This window comes from Chitinophaga sp. Ak27, assembly GCF_012726295.1.
In the GTDB taxonomy this organism is placed as follows: domain Bacteria; phylum Bacteroidota; class Bacteroidia; order Chitinophagales; family Chitinophagaceae; genus Chitinophaga.
Genome location: NZ_JABAOB010000006.1, coordinates 462,790 through 483,048, shown reverse-complemented (window position 1 = coordinate 483,048; position 20,259 = coordinate 462,790). Strand labels below are relative to the sequence as shown.

Below are 20,259 nucleotides of genomic sequence, written 5' to 3'. Positions count from 1 at the left end.
CAGCTCTCAGCTACCTGAGAGCTGAAAGCCTACCCGCTTCATCGCGGAACACAAGCCCCTCTTCATTTAGGAATTGCAACACCTCCATCAGGTCATTTCTTCCCACATCTTGCATTTTTCCCTGTAATGCGATAAACAACAGCGGTTCTGCTTTCAAATAGCCGATAACGGTATCGGATATACGTTTAAATGCGGCCGCATCCAGCGGTTTTGATTTCTTCTTCAAACAAATATCACATACGCCGCAGGGGGCACATTCCTTTTCCCCGAAGTAGGCCACCAGCTGCTGTGTGCGGCAGGTATTACGGTTACGGGCATACGCAAACATTGCCTCTAGTCTGTCGGCGTATACTTTTTTACGCACCTCTACCCTAGCCATATTAACACGCAGGTATTGCGCCGAAGCCCGTTCATGCAGGAAGCAAAGCTGTGGCTGATCCCGGCGCGGCTGATAGCGTAAAACACCGTAGTTGTGCAATTGTTGCAGCTGCGCAGCAATATCATCATCTTCCATGAGCATGATACGGCCTATCTGTCTTTCATAAACAGGTACCGCGTTATCGAAGATCCCTTCATAGGTGCGCAGCAACGTTTTAATAATTTCTTCCAATGCAGGATATGCATTTTCGAACTCGTACAGTGACGCTTTATCAGTAACAAATTCCGCCCGGGAGGGCAGGAATACGCTCTCGCTCAACTGCAGCACTCCTTCCTGTTCCAGCAGGCGTACGGCGCTATAAGCCATGGTAAGGTTCAGTTGAAAAACACGGGCGAAGTCATTGATATCAAAATCAAAGTACATGCCTTCTGCGCTGCCTATAGGCACTTGCAGATAGTTGACGATAGCCTGGTATACTTCGCGAATTTGTTCCAGCGTAGGAAACTGCAATGCTATGCGTTCTTGCATATCCGCCAGCTCATCTTCGTTATAAAGCAATACGGCGTAAGCTTTTTGTTCATCACGCCCTGCCCGTCCGGCTTCCTGGTAATAGGCTTCCAGGCTGTCGGGCATATCATAGTGTACCACGATGCGTACGTCCGGCTTATCGATCCCCATCCCAAAGGCATTGGTACATACCATGATGCGGGTTTCATTATTGATCCAGGCTTCCTGCCTGGCAGCACGTTCGGCCTGGGGCAACCCGGCATGATAGTAACTGGCCTGGATACCCTGTAATGCCAGCAGGGAGGCTATCTCCTTTGTTTTTTTTCGATTACGGCAATATACAATACCACAGCCGGGTACACGTTCCAACAGGTATTTTATCTTATCAATTTTAGTAGCTTCCTCCAGCACACTGTAAGAAAGATTGGACCTGGCAAAACTTTTGGTGAATACCTGTGCATCTTTCATCAGCAACTTATCACAGATATCCGTCTGCACCTTAGGGGTAGCAGAAGCGGTGAGTGCCAGTACCGGCGCATCCGGGAAGAAACTCCGGATTTCGGCAATTTCGAGGTAAGCCGGCCGGAAATCGTATCCCCATTGTGAAATACAATGTGCTTCATCTACCGCTATCATATTTACCGGCAATCCATCGCAGTAAGTTTGAAAAAGTTTGCTTTGTAATCTTTCCGGAGATACATACAAAAACTTGCATCCACCACGGCGGGCAGCTTCCAGTACCCTTTCCACCTCCTTATACTGCATACCCGAATAGATGGAATAGGCGGTAATACCTCTTCGTTTCAGGTTCACGACCTGGTCTTTCATCAATGCAATAAGCGGCGTAATAACCAGGCATAAACCTGGCTTCATCATTGCCGGCACCTGGAAGCAGATCGATTTTCCTCCTCCGGTAGGCAGCAGTGCCAGCGTATCCTGACCCTCTAATATGGAATTGACAATATCTTCCTGTAACGGGCGAAACTGCTGGTATTTCCAGTATTGTTGCAATATGGCTACGGGTGTACTCAAAGAAAAATTTAATGGTTATTGCGAAGATAACTTATAAGGGCGTAAAGCAAAAAGCTATTGTGGAGCATGATCAACGCGAATGGGGTATCCGCTAAGATTGTTCTCCACAATAGCTTTTTGCTTTACGCTTTTTGCTTTATGCTTTTTTAAAATACTTTCTTATAACGCAACCTTACAGAATTAACGGCCAGTACTACATCCGACAATCCCATAATACCCGCCCCCACAATAGGATTCAGGAATCCCAGGGCAGCTACCGGTATGGCTACTACATTATAAATAAACGCCCAAAAGAGATTCTGTTTAATTGTGAGATAAGTATGTTTTCCCAGTCCCAGCGCTAGTGGCAGCGATCCGAGATGGTTATTGAGCAGGACTACATTGGCGCTTTGCATAGCTACTTGTGTAGCATCGCTCAATGAAATACCGATCGTGGCTTTTGCCAGCGCGGGCGCATCATTGATCCCGTCGCCCACCATGGCGGTAGGTGCTGTTTTCATGAGCGTATCCACCATCTGCAGTTTTTGTTCGGGAGATTGTTCGGCATAGATGGCTGTAATGCCCAGTTTTTCGCCCAACTCCCGGCATTTGCGGGCAGTATCTCCACTCAGCAGGATTGGCTCAATACCGGCCTGTTTTAATTGAGTAATCACAGCTGCTGCTTCCGGCCTGATTTCATCGCTGAAATCAATCCATCCGGCCAGCTGGCCATTTTTCAGGAGATATAAGTTATGACTGTCATCGGTGGTGGCATTACCGGCCAGGCGGAAAGAACCCAGTTCCCATTGATTGCCGGCTTTATCGCTGGCACGCATTCCCAATCCTTTATGCTCTCTTACCTGTTGTAAAGGCAGTTCCCCGGCAGTTTTCCAAAGTGCGGCGATAGAGCGGGCAATCGGGTGCGAGGAATATTTCTCCAGGCTATATACCACCTGTTTAAACTCATCTTCCGACATATTAAAAAACTGGCAGGCGCTGAGCTCCAGCTTACCCGTGGTCAGGGTACCTGTTTTATCGAATACCACTTGCCTGATATCTTTGAACATTTCCAGGGTATGTCCGCCTTTAATGAGGATACCATTGCGTGCAGCACGTCCCAGCCCCACCATTACAGCTGCCGGGGTAGCCAGGCCCATGGCACAGGGACAGGCTATCACCAGCACGGCTACGCTGCGCATCATAGCTGTAGCCAACGTAGTATGTCCGATGAAATACCAACCTGTAAAAGTAATCACAGCAATACCGAGTACCAGGGGAACGAATATAGCGCTGATGCGGTCGGCCAGCTTTTGCATGGGCGGTTTATCGGCCTGGGCTTGTTTTACCAGGTCTATAATATAGGATAGTACCGTATCCTTGCCTGTAGCGGTGATATACACCTTTATGCTGCCATCTTCCAGTATAGTACCGCCTATTACCTTATCCTTTTCTTTTTTACTGACAGGGGTGCTTTCGCCGGTAATCATCGATTCATTAATATGCCCGCTCCCCCAGTAGATGGTGCCATCCATGGGTATTTTGTCACCCGTATTTACCAGTACACAATCGCCTGTACGGAGGGTACGGTTATCTACTTCGTGGATATGTTCATGTCCGTGATCTGTGTTAATAAGTCTTGCAGTGGTGATTTGCATACGGGCCAGCTCAGAAATGGCCGTGGTAGTTTGTTTTACAGATCGCTCTTCCAGCATATTCCCCAGGAATACCAGGGTAATAATGGCGGCCGTAGTTTCATAAAACATATAATCGGGGTTGCCATATACGACGGTGCCTACAAAACTATATACAAAGGCAGCCGTGGCTCCTAATGTTACCAGCACATCCATATTGGCCATACGGTTGATCAGGGATCTGACCGCACTCTTCCCAAAATGCCACATCCCGGTAACATATACCGGCAGGGTAAGCCCAAACTGTACCCAGGGCTGGTGCAGCCAGGGCCAGCTCACCCACATATGTAATAACAGGGGTGCCGTAAATATGGCGCAAAAAATAAATTTGAATGTAAGAGTGGTATAAGACTTCCGTTCGGTGGGCTTGTCTTCCGGCAATACCACGCGATAACCCATCTGGGCAATCCCTTCCAGCGCTTCCTTGGAATCGGCTCCTGACGGGGCTGTAAAGCTCACTTCTTCTGTTGCAAAACTGACATTTACATCCTGCATCCCTTTTTTTTCCAGGTATTTGGAAACGCTGAGTGCACAACTGGTGCAATGCATCCCTTCAACCTTGCAATTTACTGGTGTCATCTGAGATGTTCCTCCAGTTTACAAAGTTATTGGCTGAGGCAATAAACCGGGAAAATATTAATGCAACGGGGAGTCATTTGGATGAGCGATTTACGCCAGGGTAGCAGGTTTACCTTCTTCTTACCGATGAGCAGGTATTAATGCAACAAAGCAGCATTTTGGGGTTATTTATGTAAATTCGTGCATGCAATGGACATTTACGCTGGACCAACTACCAGCAACCGCCCGGCAATTCTGGGAATATTTTGCTGACAAACAGGTATTTACATTAGACGGCCCGATGGGAGCAGGTAAAACCACACTGGTAAAGGCTTTATGCACAGCCAAAGGTGTAAAGGACGCCACCGCCAGCCCCACTTTTTCCATTATCAACGAATATGGCTATACTGATGCCGAAGGCCAGCCCCGGCGTATCTTCCACCTGGATTTGTACCGGCTCCGGGATGAAGATGACGCCATCAGTGCCGGTGTGGAGGACACGCTTTACCAGGACGCCATTTGTTTTGTGGAATGGCCCGAAGTGGTAGCCCCTCTTTTACCCCCCGGTACCATACATCTGCAACTGGAAGTGCAGGCCGACCAAAAAAGGGTGCTACGTGAAATCGCTTCCTCTCTCAAATGATGTATCTTTGAATACTTCGATTTATAAAAACTGAACACCGCATATGGAGCAGAGGCAAAAACCTGTAGTAAGTGCTGGATTTACCTATTCACCACTCGAGGAGACGCTGGACATTCCGCAGAAAAATTCCCGTTTGTTTATAGGTATTCCCAAAGAGACGTCTTTCCAGGAGAACCGAATTGCCCTTACGCCCGATGCAGTCAGCATTTTAGCGGCACATGGACACCACATTGTGGTAGAACATAAAGCGGGCGATGGATCGCACTATTATGATACTGACTACTCCGAAGCGGGGGCAGAAATAGTATACGATAAAAAAGAAGTCTTTAAAGCGGAGATTATCGTAAAATCGGCCCCCCTGAACGATGAAGAAATAGAACTCCTGCACGCTCACCAGATCGTTATTTCCCCCATTCACCTGGCAGCCCTGAAAGCGCTACAGGTACAGAAAATGATGGATAAGCGTATCACCCTGTTATCGTTCGAAAATCTGAAAGACGATGCCGGCACCTACCCGATTGTAAGGGCCATGAGTGAAATTGCAGGCGGTGCCTGTATGCTGATTGCCGGTCAGTATTTGAGCAACGATAACAAAGGCAAGGGCATCCTCCTGGGAGGCGTTACGGGTATCCCACCTACCAAGGTGGTGATCATAGGCGCCGGTATTGTGGGCGAATTTGCTGCCCGTACCGCGCTGGCCCTGGGATCTTCCGTAAAAGTATTCGATAACAACATTTATAAGCTGAAAAGGCTGCAAAACAACATCGGCGTACGGGTATTCACCTCCGTTATCCAGCCCAAAGTACTGGCCGAGCAACTGCGGAATGCCGACGTAGCGGTAGGCGCCCTGTCATCTCAAAGCGGCCGTACCCCGGTGGTAGTAAGCGAATCGATGGTGAGCAACATGAAAGCCGGTTCCGTGATCGTGGATGTGAGCATAGACCGGGGCGGTTGTTTCGAAACCTCTGAAATCACCACCCACGAAAACCCCGTGTTCAAGAAGTATGATGTGGTGCATTACTGTGTACCCAATATCCCTTCCGGTTTTGCCCGCACGGCCTCTGAAGCCATCAGCAATGTATTGATGCCGTTACTGGTAGAAGCTGCCGATGATGGCGGATTTGAGAACCTGGTGTGGATTAAGCGGGGCGTACGTAATGGTATTTACCTGTATAAAGGGGCATTAACCAATTACCATTTGAGCGAGAAATTCAAACTGAAATACACCGACCTGGAACTACTGCTGGCGGTGAAAGGATAGCTCTTTAAGCAGAAAGCAAAAAGCTATTGTGGAGAATGACCAATGCGGTTTTAGATATTCGCTAAGCTCATTCTCCACAATAGCTTTTTGCTTTCTGCTTTATGCCTTCAGCTCACTTTATACTTCGAGAGAATACCCCATCAGGATAGCGGCTATAATAACAAGGCCGATCACAATCCGGTAATATCCCCACATTTTAAATCCGTACTTTTTTACTGCTCCGATAAAGAATTTGATAGCACCCAGGGCTACTACAAATGCTACGACGTTGCCTATCAACAGGAGTTTCAGGTTTTCAGGATGCGCCATCAGCAGCTCTTTCCCTTTCAGGAGTTTGTAGCCTGTAGCTGCTGCCATGGTAGGCACTGCCAGGAAAAAGGAGAATTCTGCGGCCACACTGCGCGATAATTTTTGCTGCATACCTCCAACAATGGATGCCGCACTGCGACTGGTGCCAGGAATAAGGGCCAGGCATTGGTAAAACCCAATGCGAAGGGCAGTAAAAATATTAATCTTTTCTTCTGAGTCGATGGTAGGTTCTTTAAACCAATTATCTACAAAAAGCAATATGATACCGCCTACAAAGAGCGTAATGCCCACTGTTAGCGGGCTTTCCAACATGGCGTCTATTTTTTTGCTGAATAAAAATCCCAAAATCAGCGCGGGGATAACGGCTACGATCAACTTAAAATAGAAGTTAAACCGGTTTTTGTCGAACACCAGGAACTTTCTCCAGTAAAACACCACCACCGCCAGGATAGCGCCCAATTGGATCACTACTTCAAATAGCTTGGTAAATTCATCCTTGCTTATTCCCAGTAATGAACTCACAATGATCATATGACCAGTGGAGGAAATAGGGAGAAACTCTGTCAATCCTTCTACAATGGCAATAATGATAGCCTGTAAAACATTCATCGATTTAATATGGTTAAAAGTTAAAAAAAAAGCGATGAGCAATCATCGCTGTAAGAATACTTTTACGGGCTTACACTATGCGTTGGTCTTAGGACGACGCATAATGGCATATACCTCCACCAACAAACCCAGTACAATTACGATAGGCGCCAGGGTAATACGTTGGAAGCTATATACCTGTTCTGGTTTAAAGGAGTTGGGATCGTTGGAATCGCCTCCCATCATCAGGAGAAAACCCAGTACGATGACAACAATACCTGCCAGCATAAATTTGTAGTTTTCTTTGGGTAAAATAGGGTAGCTGTTGGCCAATGCGTCTTCCTTGGCCTGTACATCCTTTTTGGAACCTGGGTTTATGCTTGTTTTAGCCATAATATTTCGTGTGTGTTATATCTTCAGTTAAAGCAATTAATTAGTACAGATCGTCCAGCTTCAGTCGCAGGTACTTCATCACAGAGCGATGGGTGCTCACCAGGGAAATGCAGATACCGATCAGGATCATGCCTACAAAAAGCAGGGCAATCATCAGGTTGTCTCTTAACCCGGCCAGTTCAGGCAGTAATTTATCTGCAAAAGACATGATACCCACCAGGCCGGCAATGGCAATGGCAGCGCTGATAGCTCCATTGGCAATACTACGCAGGTCGAATGGCTTAGCAATGAACCAGCGGGTAGCGCCCACCATTTGCATGGTTTTAATCAGGAAGCGGTTACTGAACATAGCCAGGCGGATGGTATTATCTATCAGGAAAATAACCACCAGGCATAATAAACCGCTAATGATCAGTATGATCAGCCCTATCCGGTTCACATTTTCATTCAATTTGCTCACCAGCATGCGCTGATAGGAAATTTCCCTTACAATGCTCTGCTGGGAAAGGTTATTTTCAATAATCTTCAGGCTGTCGTTGTTAACGTAGTTGGCGTTAGCCTTGATATTGATGCTGCTGTACAGCGGGTTATATTGTAACAGGGTGATAAAGTCTTCCCCAAAGTCCTTTTTAAACCGCTGGGCGGCCATGTCTTTCGACACGTACTCGATCGACTTCACATACGGCTTATGCGCCATAGAGTCGCGGAGAGCCAGCGCCTGGTTTTCTTTTACATTGTCCCGGAGGATCACCTGTACCTCAATGCTTTCCTTAAAATACTTGCTTAACTTATTAGCATGTATTACCACCAGACCCAGTGTGCCCAATAAAAACAATACCAGTGCCACCCCAATGATGGAATACAGGTAGGATGGTTTCGACTTCTTTGCTGATGATTTCCCGGATTGCGCCATTAATCTGCAGTTTATCGGCGAAAATAATAAAAATTAGTAGTTATGTGTTTAATTTTGCCAACCCGTTCAGGGAATATACCCTATCTGGGCATTAGAATGGCAATATATACAGATGTTGGGGATTGACATTGGTGTATTAATGAATTTAACATTATTTTGCTGAACCGGCATTATTAAAAATTTTTAAACTATAAATGATAACGCCTTTATCATAGGATGTATTGTCATATCCGCTGATAAAGGTCCATCTGCAACCGATATGGAATACAATTTCAGGGCAATCGAAAAAAAATGGCAGCAACAATGGGAGCAATCGCATGCTTACCGTGTGAGCAATGACAGTCCAAAGCCCAAATGTTACGTACTGGACATGTTTCCCTACCCCTCCGGGGCTGGTCTTCACGTAGGACACCCCCTCGGATACATCGCTACAGACATCTACGCGCGTTATAAAAGGCTAAAAGGCTATAATGTGCTTCATACCATGGGATATGACGCCTTTGGGCTGCCGACCGAACAATATGCCCTGGAAACCGGCCAGCACCCTGCAGTCACTACCGAGCAAAATATCAAAGCCTTCCGTGAACAGCTCGATAATATCGGCTTTTGCTACGACTGGAATCGCCAGGTAACCACCAGCGACCCCTCTTATTACAAGTGGACCCAGTGGATTTTCCTGCAGATATTCGAAAGCTGGTATAACCGTACCAGCCAGAAGGCAGAGCCTATCAGCACGCTGACTGCCATTTTTGAGCAGGCAGGCAATACCGGGCATATTTGCCCGGGCGACCGCAGCATCCAGTTTACCGCCAGCGATTGGAAAAATTACAGTGAAAAGGAGCAACGGGACATATTAATGCAATACCGCCTGGCTTACTTGGCCCATGCTGAAGTAAACTGGTGCCCAGCCCTGGGAACCGTGCTGGCCAACGATGAAGTGGTGAACGGCGTGAGCGAACGCGGAGGTTACCCGGTAATCAAGAAGAAGATGAGCCAGTGGTTCCTGCGGATCACCGATTACGCCAACCGCCTGCTGGAAGGCCTGGAAACGGTAGCCTTCAGCGATGCCATGAAAGAAATGCAACGCAACTGGATCGGGAAAAGCCAGGGCGCAGAAATAAAATTTGCCCTGAAAAACTCCAGTGAACACGTAGAAGTATATACCACCCGCCCCGATACCATTTTCGGCGTAGACTTCATGGTGCTGGCGCCAGAACACGACCTGGTACCCCTGATCACCACACCGGAGCAAAAAGCCGCTATCGATAAATACCTCGAATACGTGCAAAGCCGCTCCGAGAGGGAACGTATGGCCGATGTAAAACAAATTACCGGCTGCTTTACCGGCGCATATGCCATCAACCCGTTTGATGGTCGCGAAATACCGGTATGGATTGCGGAATATGTACTGGCAGGCTACGGTACCGGCGCCATCATGGCGGTGCCTTGCGGCGACCAGCGCGACTATGGCTTTGCAAAACATTTCAATATCCCCATCACCAATATCATCGGCGATGCCTTCAATGGCCAGGAAGCCAATCCGACTAAGGATGCGAAACTGCAAAACAGTGGTTTCCTTGATGGCATGGACATGAAACCCGCCATGGACGTGGTGATCAACAAACTGGAAGAAATGGGCATCGGCAAACGCCAGATTAACTATAAAATGCGCGACGCGGGCTTCAGCCGCCAGCGCTACTGGGGTGAGCCGTTCCCGATTGTGTATAAAAATGGCGTTCCCTATGCGATGGACGAAAAAGACCTCCCGCTGGAACTGCCTCATGTAGAAAACTATAAACCCGGCGAAGAAGGTGAAGGCCCCCTGGCCAACATCTCCGACTGGGTAAATGTAGCGCCAGGCGTAAAACGTGAAACCAATACCATGCCCGGCTATGCCGGCAGTAGCTGGTACTTCCTGCGTTACATGGATCCTCATAACAGTCATACCTTCGCCGACCGTAAAGCAACCGACTACTGGAACCAGGTAGACGTGTACGTAGGCGGTACCGAACATGCGGTAGGACACCTGCTCTACTCTCGTATGTGGACCAAAGTGCTGTACGACCTGGGCCATATCGGCTTCGACGAGCCCTTTAAATCCCTGATCAACCAGGGAATGATCGGCGGAAGCTCCCGGCTGGTATACCGTGTTCGCGGCACTCACCAGTACGTATCTTACGGGTTAAAAGACCAATACGAAACAGACGAACTCCATGTGGATGTAAACATCGTAGACGGCGTGGAACTGGATACCGAGGCGTTTAAACGCTGGAAACCAGACTTCACCGATGCCACCTTCCTCCTGGAAGATGGCAAATATATCTGCGGCGTACAGCTGGAAAAAATGAGCAAGCGTTTATTCAATACCGTTAATCCTAACGACCTGGTAGAAAAATACGGCGCCGACACTTTCCGCATGTACGAAATGTTCCTCGGCCCTGTAGAACAGTCCAAACCCTGGGATACCAAAGGTATTGAAGGCGTACACCGTTTCCTTAAAAAGCTGTGGCGCTTATTTGCCGACGAACAAAAAGGTATCCTGGTAAATGAACAGGCGCCTACACCAGAAGAGCTGAAAATTTTGCATAAAACGATCCAGAAGATAGATCACGATACTGCCAGCTTCTCTTATAACACCGCTGTAAGCCAGTTTATGATCTGTGTAAATGAACTGGCTACCCTGCGCTGTCATAAACGCGCTATCCTGGAGCCGTTGCTTATATTGTTAACACCATACGCGCCGCACCTCTGTGAAGAACTGTGGCAATATATGGGGCACAATGAAAGCATCCTGAATGCTATCTTCCCGGTATATGAAGAAAAATACACCAAAGAAACGGCCTTCAACTACCCGGTAGCCATCAACGGTAAAACCCGCTCTGAAATGGGATTCCCGCTGGATGCCGCAGTACCGGATATCGAAAAAGAAGTGCTGGCCAATGAAGTAGTACAGAAATGGCTGGAAGGTAAAGCTCCTAAAAAAGTGATTATCGTAAAAGGTAAGATGATTAACGTAGTGGTGTAAAATCGCTGCCAGTATAATGAAAACGGGCTGTTGTGGAAAACATAACAGCCCGTTTTTGTATGTATCAATGAAATCCCATCCCATTCATAATTAATCCACAGGTGGAAAAGCCCACTAATAATATAACCCCAGCTGACAACAGCAGCACTTTCCCCCAATGCGTGTTAGCTGACAGCAGACAAATAATCCCTATTAAAACATATGCTCCTGCACAAAGCAGCATAGCGATACCTGCCAGAAGAATTCCTTCATCTCCTGTAATGCACATCACCAACATCAGCCCCAGCGGAATCAACGTAGCCATCAACAAATCTTTAAATGTTTTATTCATGGTATAAAAGATTTGATTAAACGAGTGGAGTAAAGGTCCGCTCTGCCTGTAATGTGTTCAGGTATTCCTCTTTCTCATCCCTGTAAAAAAGATTCATTGTTTCAAAAGGAATGATGCGCCCATCTTTGTGTACAATATGTACACATGATTTTTTAATCGCCCTTACATCGAAATCATAAGCATCCAGGAAGCGCATGATAACAATCCGGAATAGATTCGTATAGTCGAGACCAGGAGCTTGTACCTGTGGAAGACAGCAGAGCAGCGATTGCATATCATTTACTGCCGCATCGGTAGAAATCCCTGTACTGAATATTTTCAACACATGTTGATGCAGCCGTTCGTCCTGTTCATATACAATGGTATTCTTAGAATTATTGAGTAACACCGCAGGATCTACATACCGGGTGAGTGGGTACACCTGTCCATCTATCTTAAGTGCATAAGCCATGGCCAGTGCATCGGGGTTGCAGGGCACCGGGATAATATCATTTGCATGCCAGATAGGTGACTGCCGTAATATTTGTTGTCGTACTTCCGTTAACGTGATCCGGTCGGTGGCCGGATCAAAATCATCCGTCCGGCCTGCCACCTGTACCGGTTGGAAGGTAACACCGCGCACACAAGGCTGTTTGACGGCGTAATCGATAATAGCCCCCATTTCGTCGTCGTTTACGCCTTTCTGCAACGTAACCACCAGTGTAGTACTGAGGTTAACGGCGTTCAGGTTGGCCAGTGCCTGCTGGCGCACTTCCGTCAGATCCTTCCCCCGCATACGTTCCAAGGCTGCCGGCTTAAAAGAATCAAACTGGAGGTATACTTCAAAATCGGGCATATAAGTCGCCAGTCTCCGGGTAAATTCCAGGTCTTTGGCAATGCGTACGCCATTGGTATTGATCATCAGGTGCCGGATAGGCTTACGTTTGGCGATATCCAATATCTCAAAAAACTGTGGATGCAGCGTGGGCTCTCCTCCACTCAACTGTACTACATCGGGCTGGCCTTCATTCTCCACGATGATATCTATCATCCGCTCTATCTCTTCCAGTGTGCGGTGCCGGCCATAATGGGGCGACGACATGGCATAACAGGTAGGACAGGTAAGGTTGCACCGGTCCGTTACTTCTATCACGCTCAGGCAGGAATGCTGCTCATGATCTTGACATAGTCCGCAATCATATGGGCACCCATAATGTGTATGAGTATTGGTTTTCAACGGTGCTTCCGACGGCTTGTTATAGTTACGGGTATTCTTGTAGTAGTCGATATCGGTTGCTATTAATACTTTCTCACGTCCATGATGCGGACAATGTTTTATCATGAAAACTTTTCCGTCTTCAAATATCACTTTAGCGTCAACCCGCCGCAGGCAAGTGCTACAGATACTCAATGTAAAATCGTAATAGGTATAATTTTTTTCAGGCATATTGCTTTTGAATTAGGCGTGAGGGGAAAACAATATTGGGTAAATAATAGAGCAATCCTGCCAAACAGGCCAATTGTATAGATCCCAGGCCAAAAACATAACGATAGCCGGGTTTGATAAAGTCGAGCAATAGCCGGAATAGCAGGTATCCTATCATAAACAACTTAAAAGTAGCACCGCTAACCAGGGTATATCTCCTATTGATCATTATTAACAACCCCCACATGACCAGCAGGAAAATAATCTCATAGAGAGATACCGGGTGCCGGTAGATGCCATCGCCCAGCTTCATGCCCCAGGGCAGAGAAGTGGGTATCCCATATGTTTCTTCATAAATACCCATGGAAAAGCAGCCTATCCGGCCTATGATCATGGCAAGCATAAGTGGGTATACAAAGAGGTCGCCGGTAGATTGACGTTCACCAATTACCTTTTTTACCAACTCCACTCCTATCAGTCCGCCCAACAAGCCTCCTACAATAGTTTTACTTTGGTAGATGTATAACAGCATATTACCAGCCTGAAGCAATCCCGGCGGATTCTCCAATGCTCCCAGCAGGCGGCTTCCGAATAGCGCACCAAAAATAGCCCCTATAATGGCCCAAAGCCGGTTTGGCTGATTTACCTGGTCGCCCTGCTGCTTGCGCAGGTAAAGGAAATACCGGAAGCCTATAAACATGCCCAACGTTTCCGTAACCGCATGCAACGGCAGCTGTACAGAAAAAAAATGGATATAAACAGGAAACTGCAATGGGCAATGATTATTTAATACACAAATTAATATTTATATTTAGATGAACTTCAAGTACGCAAAAATATGTTACAAGAGGTATTAAAGAAGTATCAGTCCTCCTTCAAGCCGGTTATTCCGCTGATGGGCGATCATGAACCCCTGCTGGTAATGGATTTCACTGCCAACAACACTACACTCACCAAAAACATCCTGCAGGACATCAACCGGTTTAGCAAATACATTGATACCACATTGGAGCAAAGTGGCTGCCGCCTGGGCATTGGCGGGTATGCCGAACACAGAACGATATATGCAGTGAGCCCTCATTTCGATGCGGGCGAAGAACCCCGGCGCCTTCACCTGGGTATGGATGTATGGGGAGAAACCGGCACACAGTTGTATGTTCCGCTGAATGCGCATGTACATAGTTTCCGGTTTAATGATCATTTCGGGGATTATGGCGCTACTATTATTTTGCAGCACCAGCTTGATGGATACACCTTTTATACCTTGTACGGGCATTTGAGTATTTCCAATTTACAGGGGTTATATGAAAACATGCCTATTGCTGCCGGCCATCAGCTGGCACATTTCGGCACCCCTTCCGAAAATGGCGGATGGCCACCACACCTACATTTTCAGGTCATTGAAGATATGCAAGGTTTCCGTGGCGACTACCCCGGCGTATGCCGCTATAGCGAGAAAGAAAAATACTTATCCAACTGCCCTGATCCGGATATTATTTTGCAACTCAATCAATACACACATTAACTACGCTGCCTGCCAGTACAGAGATGATGAAATAGTAAATTGTTACCGATTCATTAGGATTTATCCGCACAGATGCTATTTTTACGCGTTTAAATCGATTTGGTATGAGAAAACTATTGCTGTCTGGCGTTTGCAGCCTGATAGTTGGCATGGCAACCGCACAGGTACCCTTGAAAGTAATGACCTTCAACATCCGTTATAATAACCCGGATGACGGTCTTAACGCATGGCCTCACCGCAAGGACAAAGTGGCCTCAGAAGTACTGTTCCTGGGAGCACATACATTGGGTGTTCAGGAAGCCCTGAACGATCAGATGCAGGACCTACAACAACAATTACCCCAGTACAAAAGTATTGGCGTAGGCCGGGATGATGGTAAAACCAAGGGAGAATATTCAGCTATCTTTTACGATACTACGCGCTTACAGTTATTGAAAAGTGAAACATTCTGGCTATCTGAAACACCCACAGTAGCAGGAAAAATTGGCTGGGATGGCGCCTGTACCCGTATTGTTACCTGGGGGAAATTTAAGGATAAGAAAACCAATAAGCTCTTCTTCCACTTCAACACCCACTTTGATCATATGGGCAAGATTGCCCGCCGGGAAAGTGCTAAGTTCTTGCTGCAACAGGTACATCATATCGCTGGCAATACCCCTGCTATCATTACGGGCGACTTCAATGCGGTTCCATCCGATGAACCCATCCAGATTATTATGAATCCGAACGATCCATTGCACTTAACAGATAGCAAGGCAATCAGCGAAACGCCTCACTTCGGTCCGATAGGTACTTTCAACGGCTGGCAGATGGCTGAAAGAGAGCCGCAACCTATTGATTACATCTTCCTCAAAGGCAAGTTCCAAATTCTTAAGCATGCCAGTATTTCCCCCACCTGGGAAGGCCGGTATGCTTCTGATCACTTCGCTGTATATACGGAGCTGATGATGAAATAAACAAATGCATAAAAACCCCCGGTCCTGGCATTCATCAACAGGAACCGGGGGCAATTCATTTACGGCAATCAGTCGTGCGTGTGTTCTACAGACATGCTGTTTTCCAGGGCATCTACCACCTTGTTGTGGAGGTCGCCATTTACATCTACACTGATCTTTAACTTACCGTTGGTGAATGAACCGGTAAAGTCGCCGATCTGCAGCTTGGTAAGAATCAGGTCCATTGAAATCTTAAGCGAGCCTTTCCAGTCGATCTTAGAGTCTGTTACCACTACATCCTTTCCGTGAGCCATCAGTTCAATCTTTCCGGAGAGCAGGATTTCCATTGGGATCTTTTTGCCATCCCAGGTAATAAATCCTATCAGTCGTACTGCAGGATCATTCTTGTCTCCTTCTACTCTTGCATACACTTTCACCTGTTGGTAAGTGCCGGTAGGAATTTTAATTGCACCCAGTACAGCAGGTACTTTTTTGAGGTCTACCTGCCTGTCTGTTTTCAATTTAAATTCCACTTCATCTTTTCCGCGTCTTGCATCAAAGCGGATTTCTCTTAAACGTGCCGTTGCAGTGTCCCAGGTGATGTCGAAACTACCAGGAGCTGCTTTTGCCATTGCTGCATCGCCGGTGATAGCAGACAAGCGGCCCGTAGCGTCTGGTGATAACGTGTACGTGGGATTTACTGCCGAAATTTCGTAGTTGACAGTGGCAGCGTTTGCGTTGTCGATGGGTGGTTGACCATCCGGTCCTGCCATATCATTCTTTGAACAAGAAGATAGCAGGATGGTTGCAATGCCAACAGCACCGCAGAATTGTAGGATTCCGGTTTTCATTATCGATATGGTTTTTAATGACTGGGGAAAATTATGGGGTAAATTTAACAAAGAATTTGGGAAAACGAACAGCTTTGGCGTTAATTAAAAAAGAATGATCCGACTAAGCTCGCTTAATCGGATCAATATATGATGCGCGCTGGTACTATTTTTCCAGCTTTTCAATTCGTGTAGGCGTATCCGTTCCATTTACAATGGTTCCAGCGCTGATAGCAATAGCCTGGATAATATCCGTAATATTCCTGGTATCGAGCGTCGTTACTTCATCACTTACGGTATGATAGTATTTATCTTTATCTATCTGGGTGGTAGAAATGGTATGTGCCGGAACGCCCTGCCTGGCCAGTGTGGCATTGTCTGAGCGGTAAAACAGCTGTTGGTCAGGATAAGGATCCGGGTGGAAATTAAAACTGGACCCTTTCAGGTTACGTTGCAGGATAGGCCCAAAATCAGAACGTTCAAACCCGGTGATAAAAGCGCTGTTTCTTCCAAATTTGGACTCCTTACCTATCATCTCGATATTAAACATGGCCACCACCTTATTGGGATCCTGTTTCTCTGAAAAATAGCGGGAACCATAACCGCCCGATTCTTCCGCTGTAAACGCTACAAAAATAACAGAGCGCTCAGGGAGATGGTGCTGAAAATACTTCGAAAGCATGACCACAGCGGTAGTGCCGGAAGCGTCATCATCTGCTCCGTTGGCAATACTATCGCCGGACTCGGCGGGTAAAATGCCCAGGTGATCATAATGGCCGGAAAATACTACATACTCATCAGGCTTGCTTTTTCCCTTGATCATGCCGGCTACATTGGCAAAATGTTGTGTCTCCACTTCTCTTTTCACATGTATTTCCCAGCTGGCAGTATCGGCTACCGGCTGTTCTTCGAACACCAATACCACTTGTTTTTCTGTTGCTCCTTTTGCGGCGACAGCGTCCAGTTGTTCACGGGTATCATAACTATGCTCGGAAAAATTACCGGTAAGCCCACCCAGGTAGCCACTCAGCGCTGAGCCTATCCATACCAGGGTATTTTTCTCCAGCTTTTCCGGGTTCTTTAAAATGCTCATCAGGGCGTGCGGATCATTTACATGCATCACGGCATAGCTGTCGTCTTTTACCCAGTCGAAATTGCTGCCGGCTCCAATCGGCATCACCGGCCAGCGCCGCGGCACGCCATTAACGGTAAGGGATACACTGGTAGCATGCATTTTATACTTGGCAAATGATTGCAGGTAGTTGCTTTCGCCTGGCAGTGGTTGTAGTCCGGCCTTTGCAAACTCGCCGCTGATAAACTGTGCCGCCTTTTCAATGCCTGGCGTTCCCGGGAAGCGGCCCTGCATATCGTCGGCCGCCAATGTAGAGATAATACGCTTTACTTCTTTTTCTTTAATATCCTGCGCCTGGCTGGCTATCGCCATACTCCCGGCTGCAAGGCATAATAATAGTGATTTCTTCATAAAAGGGTTTAGTCTTTTTGCTTGTTGTGAACCTTGATATCAGAGGCTTCTTTATCTTTCTGGGAATAGATATCGCTGTAGGCTTTTAAAATGGCGGCATAATCTGCCCCAAATTGTAATTCCAGCATCTTCCCCTCTGGCGAAACTAATACTTTGGTCGGATAACCAGCCACCTGGTACAATTTTTCTACCTGGCTGTCTGAATGGGCAGCTGCAAACACATAGGCATTGGCTTTAACGAAATCTCTCGCCGTCTCCAGGGTTTCATGGCAGGAAATGGTCAATATCGCATTTCCGGGGTGCTTGCCTTCATTAATTTCGACGGCCAGCTTATTCAGATGTGGTAAATCTTCCCGGCAGGGGGGACACCAGGTCCCCCAGAAGTCGAGCAACAACCACTTACCCCGATAGTCGGCCAGGCGAAAGCGTTCATTATTAATCCCGGTGAGTGCAAAATCAGGAGCATCTTTCCAGTCTTTCAGCAATACATCCCGGAAATAGCCGGCAAAGGATTTCCCCGGGAAATGGTTGTCAAAAAAAGATCTGGCTGAATCCAGCATACCTGGCTCTGTTGTCAGCTGCCGGGACAATACTTTCATAGCCTCTTGCGGCTTCCCTAGGGCATTCAGTTGGGCGGCAAACTCGGCCCGGTAATCCTCCTTCGAATCAAGAAATACACGATCATAAAAGCTTTCATGGGCTTTTTCCCGATTGCTTCCAGGCGAGTTGGCCGCCGCCAGGCCCAGGTAATTCATAGCGGCATCTTTGTCCTGCTTTACGGTTTGCTGATATTTGAGGTAGTAAGCATGCGCCAGGATATTCTTATTGGCATCCTTCTTCTCTTTTAGCTCCGGGTGGGCTCTCCAGAAAGCTGTATCCTGCTGGTTCCTCACCAGGTCGACCAAGGTTTTATCCAGCAATTGACCTGCTACGGCGTTTAACTGCGCATCTTTCAAAATACCTGTAACCATCAGCTGATAACGGGCGGCTTTCCCCAATGTTAATTCGGTAGCGCTCACCTGGCCAAATTGACTGGCAATGTTTTTTAGTGTAGCCGTGTCTGTTGTATGCATTGCCTGATCCCATAAATACATAGGGCGAACCGACGCCTGCAACACACTGTCTTTTTCCCGGGCTAACCGGCTTAATAACACCCTGCTGGCAGCGGGCACTTTTTCTGCTTCTTCAAACAGTTCTGCAATCCTTTTCTCGCTCATGCCACTCTCCCGGAAGTATTTCAGAATAGCCGCAGTATCTTCCTTTTCTTCCCTTCTCTTACGCAACCCCTGGGAAAATGACTGATCCAGCCAGGAATTTAGTATAGGCTGATTTGCGGATAACAGCTTTACTAAAACCACCGCCGTATCAGTATTCCTCCATACAGCATCTCCAAGTTTATTAAACAAATGGTTGGGATTATTGGCTATAAGATCAGATGTCGTTTCTTTTAGCAAGTTGTGGTATAGTTCGTAGATAAATTCGCTTCTCCCCCGATTTAGTAAATTCAGCGTAGCTACCTTAAAGGTCGCATCTAGTCCATATTTCGGCTGATTAATGGCGAGGAAATTCATCAGTTTGGCCGAATCGAGTTCGTTGTTTTTTGTCAGTAATTCATTGCTATATGCAATGCGGATCAGCATATTATAAAAGGCGGTATCTACAGGCGGTACAATTGTAGCAGCCGGCAAACGCTTCACTTGTGTAACTACCTTTGGCGCATTAGCGCTATGCCCCAGCCGGGCTACGGCCGTCAGCGTCAGTACGCTTCCGTTGTCACGGGAAAGCGTATACGAAACTGTAGTCCGCCCTTTCATAGTATCCGGCATTTCCCGGTTTGCTATGCCGCTGATTATTATTCCACTTTTCCGGACGCTGTCTACCCGGTAACTCCAGTAAGTCGTATTCCATTGATAGCCCGGCACTACCTGGGCAGGAAAATGTGCAAACAGATGGTTTATTTCCGTCGCTGCACTCTTCAGCCAGGCGGAATAGGCATTTTCCCATTGGGGTTCCAGTCCCACTTTATTCGCTGCAGCTGTCACCAGCGCGGGGATATTTACTGGCTGGCCAACACTATCATTTGGATGCAGGAAAAACGACAGCGGTTGATAAAGTGCCAACATGGGGAACATGAGATCGGGACTAAGCGGATAAGTTGCGGGTTGGCTACTACTATAGTGGGTGTTTCCCGCGGTGATAGTATATCCCTCCAGGGTGGCGCTGGCCTGTACGGTACCATTTGCCTGGGTACCTGTAATCGCAATACGGTATAGCTTTTCCCGCTGCACAGGCTCCTGCTGAAAACCGGAATCAGTAAATTGTACCAGGTATAACCAGCTATCACCTTTCTTGAATTTCGTTTGGGCAGCTACAGGCATGGTATGATAAAACAGGGCCAACAAAAGCAATAAAAACAGGGACTTTGTCATACGTGGGGATGGGGATTTTAGTAATATTAAAAATAATCAGGGA

General features: G+C 47.1%; 16 protein-coding genes. 5 read left to right on the top strand and 11 right to left on the bottom strand.

Features of this window, described 5'->3' with window-relative positions; genetic code table 11:
- Positions 1 to 10 precede the first annotated feature (10 nt).
- Both HGH90_RS21710 and HGH90_RS21705 read right to left on the bottom strand, forming a co-directional pair.
- Positions 11 to 1,918 (bottom strand): ATP-dependent DNA helicase RecQ, encoded by a 1,908-nt coding sequence (locus HGH90_RS21710; RefSeq protein ID WP_169191875.1) that lies wholly within the window; start codon positions 1,916 to 1,918, stop codon positions 11 to 13.
- A gap of 146 nt (positions 1,919 to 2,064) precedes the next feature.
- The gene (locus HGH90_RS21705) at positions 2,065 to 4,137 is read right to left on the bottom strand and encodes a heavy metal translocating P-type ATPase (protein ID WP_248277043.1); all 2,073 of its coding nucleotides are present in this window, start codon (positions 4,135 to 4,137) and stop codon (positions 2,065 to 2,067) included.
- Positions 4,138 to 4,351: 214 nt separating this feature from the next.
- Here HGH90_RS21705 and tsaE point away from each other — a divergent pair, with 214 nt between their 5' ends.
- Positions 4,352 to 4,789, top strand: coding sequence for a tRNA (adenosine(37)-N6)-threonylcarbamoyltransferase complex ATPase subunit type 1 TsaE (gene tsaE / locus HGH90_RS21700; RefSeq protein ID WP_168767045.1), 438 nt, complete (start codon positions 4,352 to 4,354; stop codon positions 4,787 to 4,789).
- 43 nt (positions 4,790 to 4,832) lie between these two features.
- On the top strand, positions 4,833 to 6,050 hold the full coding sequence (locus HGH90_RS21695) for an alanine dehydrogenase (protein ID WP_168767044.1): 1,218 nt from the start codon (positions 4,833 to 4,835) through the stop codon (positions 6,048 to 6,050).
- A gap of 117 nt (positions 6,051 to 6,167) precedes the next feature.
- On the opposite strand, the gene HGH90_RS21690 is transcribed toward HGH90_RS21695, so the two are convergent.
- The 3 genes from HGH90_RS21690 to HGH90_RS21680 form a co-directional block, all read right to left on the bottom strand.
- Complete coding sequence (locus HGH90_RS21690) at positions 6,168 to 6,968, bottom strand: undecaprenyl-diphosphate phosphatase (RefSeq protein WP_168767043.1); 801 nt, start codon at positions 6,966 to 6,968, stop codon at positions 6,168 to 6,170.
- 75 nt (positions 6,969 to 7,043) lie between these two features.
- Positions 7,044 to 7,340 carry a DUF3098 domain-containing protein gene (locus HGH90_RS21685; RefSeq protein WP_145660522.1) on the bottom strand — a complete coding sequence of 99 codons (297 nt, stop codon included), beginning with the start codon at positions 7,338 to 7,340 and terminating at the stop codon, positions 7,044 to 7,046.
- A 40-nt stretch (positions 7,341 to 7,380) separates the two neighbouring features.
- The gene (locus HGH90_RS21680) at positions 7,381 to 8,253 is read right to left on the bottom strand and encodes a cell division protein FtsX (RefSeq protein ID WP_145660526.1); all 873 of its coding nucleotides are present in this window, start codon (positions 8,251 to 8,253) and stop codon (positions 7,381 to 7,383) included.
- A gap of 259 nt (positions 8,254 to 8,512) precedes the next feature.
- On the opposite strand from HGH90_RS21680, the gene leuS reads away from it, so the two are divergent.
- Positions 8,513 to 11,278: a leucine--tRNA ligase gene (gene leuS / locus HGH90_RS21675; RefSeq protein WP_169191873.1), complete on the top strand. Its 2,766-nt coding sequence runs from the start codon at positions 8,513 to 8,515 to the stop codon at positions 11,276 to 11,278.
- Positions 11,279 to 11,342: 64 nt separating this feature from the next.
- Here leuS and HGH90_RS21670 read toward each other — a convergent pair whose 3' ends face one another.
- The 3 genes from HGH90_RS21670 to HGH90_RS21660 are packed head-to-tail and all read right to left on the bottom strand — an operon-like array spanning position 11,343 to position 13,786.
- Positions 11,343 to 11,609, bottom strand: a complete 267-nt coding sequence (locus HGH90_RS21670) for a hypothetical protein (protein ID WP_168767041.1) — start codon at positions 11,607 to 11,609, stop codon at positions 11,343 to 11,345.
- Between the two features lie 16 nt (positions 11,610 to 11,625).
- Positions 11,626 to 13,035 (bottom strand): radical SAM protein, encoded by a 1,410-nt coding sequence (locus HGH90_RS21665; RefSeq protein WP_168767040.1) that lies wholly within the window; start codon positions 13,033 to 13,035, stop codon positions 11,626 to 11,628.
- Positions 13,028 to 13,786: a prolipoprotein diacylglyceryl transferase gene (locus HGH90_RS21660; protein WP_168767039.1), complete on the bottom strand. Its 759-nt coding sequence runs from the start codon at positions 13,784 to 13,786 to the stop codon at positions 13,028 to 13,030. Before HGH90_RS21660 ends, HGH90_RS21665 begins: the two co-directional genes overlap by 8 nt.
- 66 nt (positions 13,787 to 13,852) lie before the next feature.
- Between HGH90_RS21660 and HGH90_RS21655 the strand changes: the two genes are divergently transcribed.
- Both HGH90_RS21655 and HGH90_RS21650 read left to right on the top strand, forming a co-directional pair.
- Complete coding sequence (locus HGH90_RS21655) at positions 13,853 to 14,539, top strand: peptidoglycan DD-metalloendopeptidase family protein (protein WP_168767038.1); 687 nt, start codon at positions 13,853 to 13,855, stop codon at positions 14,537 to 14,539.
- A 104-nt stretch (positions 14,540 to 14,643) separates the two neighbouring features.
- Positions 14,644 to 15,495, top strand: a complete 852-nt coding sequence (locus tag HGH90_RS21650; RefSeq protein WP_168767037.1) for an endonuclease/exonuclease/phosphatase family protein — start codon at positions 14,644 to 14,646, stop codon at positions 15,493 to 15,495.
- Between the two features lie 68 nt (positions 15,496 to 15,563).
- Here HGH90_RS21650 and HGH90_RS21645 read toward each other — a convergent pair whose 3' ends face one another.
- The 3 genes from HGH90_RS21645 to HGH90_RS21635 all read right to left on the bottom strand — a co-directional run bounded on the left by HGH90_RS21645 (position 15,564) and on the right by HGH90_RS21635 (position 20,216).
- The gene (locus HGH90_RS21645; protein WP_168767036.1) at positions 15,564 to 16,325 is read right to left on the bottom strand and encodes a hypothetical protein; all 762 of its coding nucleotides are present in this window, start codon (positions 16,323 to 16,325) and stop codon (positions 15,564 to 15,566) included.
- Between the two features lie 145 nt (positions 16,326 to 16,470).
- Positions 16,471 to 17,787 (bottom strand): M20/M25/M40 family metallo-hydrolase, encoded by a 1,317-nt coding sequence (locus HGH90_RS21640; RefSeq protein WP_169191872.1) that lies wholly within the window; start codon positions 17,785 to 17,787, stop codon positions 16,471 to 16,473.
- An 8-nt stretch (positions 17,788 to 17,795) separates the two neighbouring features.
- Positions 17,796 to 20,216 (bottom strand): TlpA family protein disulfide reductase, encoded by a 2,421-nt coding sequence (locus HGH90_RS21635; protein WP_169191871.1) that lies wholly within the window; start codon positions 20,214 to 20,216, stop codon positions 17,796 to 17,798.
- Positions 20,217 to 20,259 lie beyond the last annotated feature (43 nt).

Bases quoted from the DNA above. Each gene is read 5' to 3' on its own strand.
- HGH90_RS21650 (WP_168767037.1), top strand. From the start codon at position 14,644: ATGAGAAAACTATTGCTGTCTGGCGTTTGCAGCCTGATAGTTGGCATG.
- HGH90_RS21665 (WP_168767040.1), bottom strand. From the start codon at position 13,035: ATGCCTGAAAAAAATTATACCTATTACGATTTTACATTGAGTATCTGT.
- tsaE (WP_168767045.1), top strand. From the start codon at position 4,352: ATGCAATGGACATTTACGCTGGACCAACTACCAGCAACCGCCCGGCAA.
- HGH90_RS21645 (WP_168767036.1), bottom strand. From the start codon at position 16,325: ATGAAAACCGGAATCCTACAATTCTGCGGTGCTGTTGGCATTGCAACC.
- HGH90_RS21640 (WP_169191872.1), bottom strand. From the start codon at position 17,787: ATGAAGAAATCACTATTATTATGCCTTGCAGCCGGGAGTATGGCGATA.
- HGH90_RS21705 (WP_248277043.1), bottom strand. From the start codon at position 4,137: ATGCATTGCACCAGTTGTGCACTCAGCGTTTCCAAATACCTGGAAAAA.
- HGH90_RS21655 (WP_168767038.1), top strand. From the start codon at position 13,853: ATGTTACAAGAGGTATTAAAGAAGTATCAGTCCTCCTTCAAGCCGGTT.
- HGH90_RS21685 (WP_145660522.1), bottom strand. From the start codon at position 7,340: ATGGCTAAAACAAGCATAAACCCAGGTTCCAAAAAGGATGTACAGGCC.
- HGH90_RS21670 (WP_168767041.1), bottom strand. From the start codon at position 11,609: ATGAATAAAACATTTAAAGATTTGTTGATGGCTACGTTGATTCCGCTG.
- HGH90_RS21680 (WP_145660526.1), bottom strand. From the start codon at position 8,253: ATGGCGCAATCCGGGAAATCATCAGCAAAGAAGTCGAAACCATCCTAC.
- HGH90_RS21690 (WP_168767043.1), bottom strand. From the start codon at position 6,968: ATGAATGTTTTACAGGCTATCATTATTGCCATTGTAGAAGGATTGACA.
- HGH90_RS21695 (WP_168767044.1), top strand. From the start codon at position 4,833: ATGGAGCAGAGGCAAAAACCTGTAGTAAGTGCTGGATTTACCTATTCA.
- leuS (WP_169191873.1), top strand. From the start codon at position 8,513: ATGGAATACAATTTCAGGGCAATCGAAAAAAAATGGCAGCAACAATGG.
- HGH90_RS21635 (WP_169191871.1), bottom strand. From the start codon at position 20,216: ATGACAAAGTCCCTGTTTTTATTGCTTTTGTTGGCCCTGTTTTATCAT.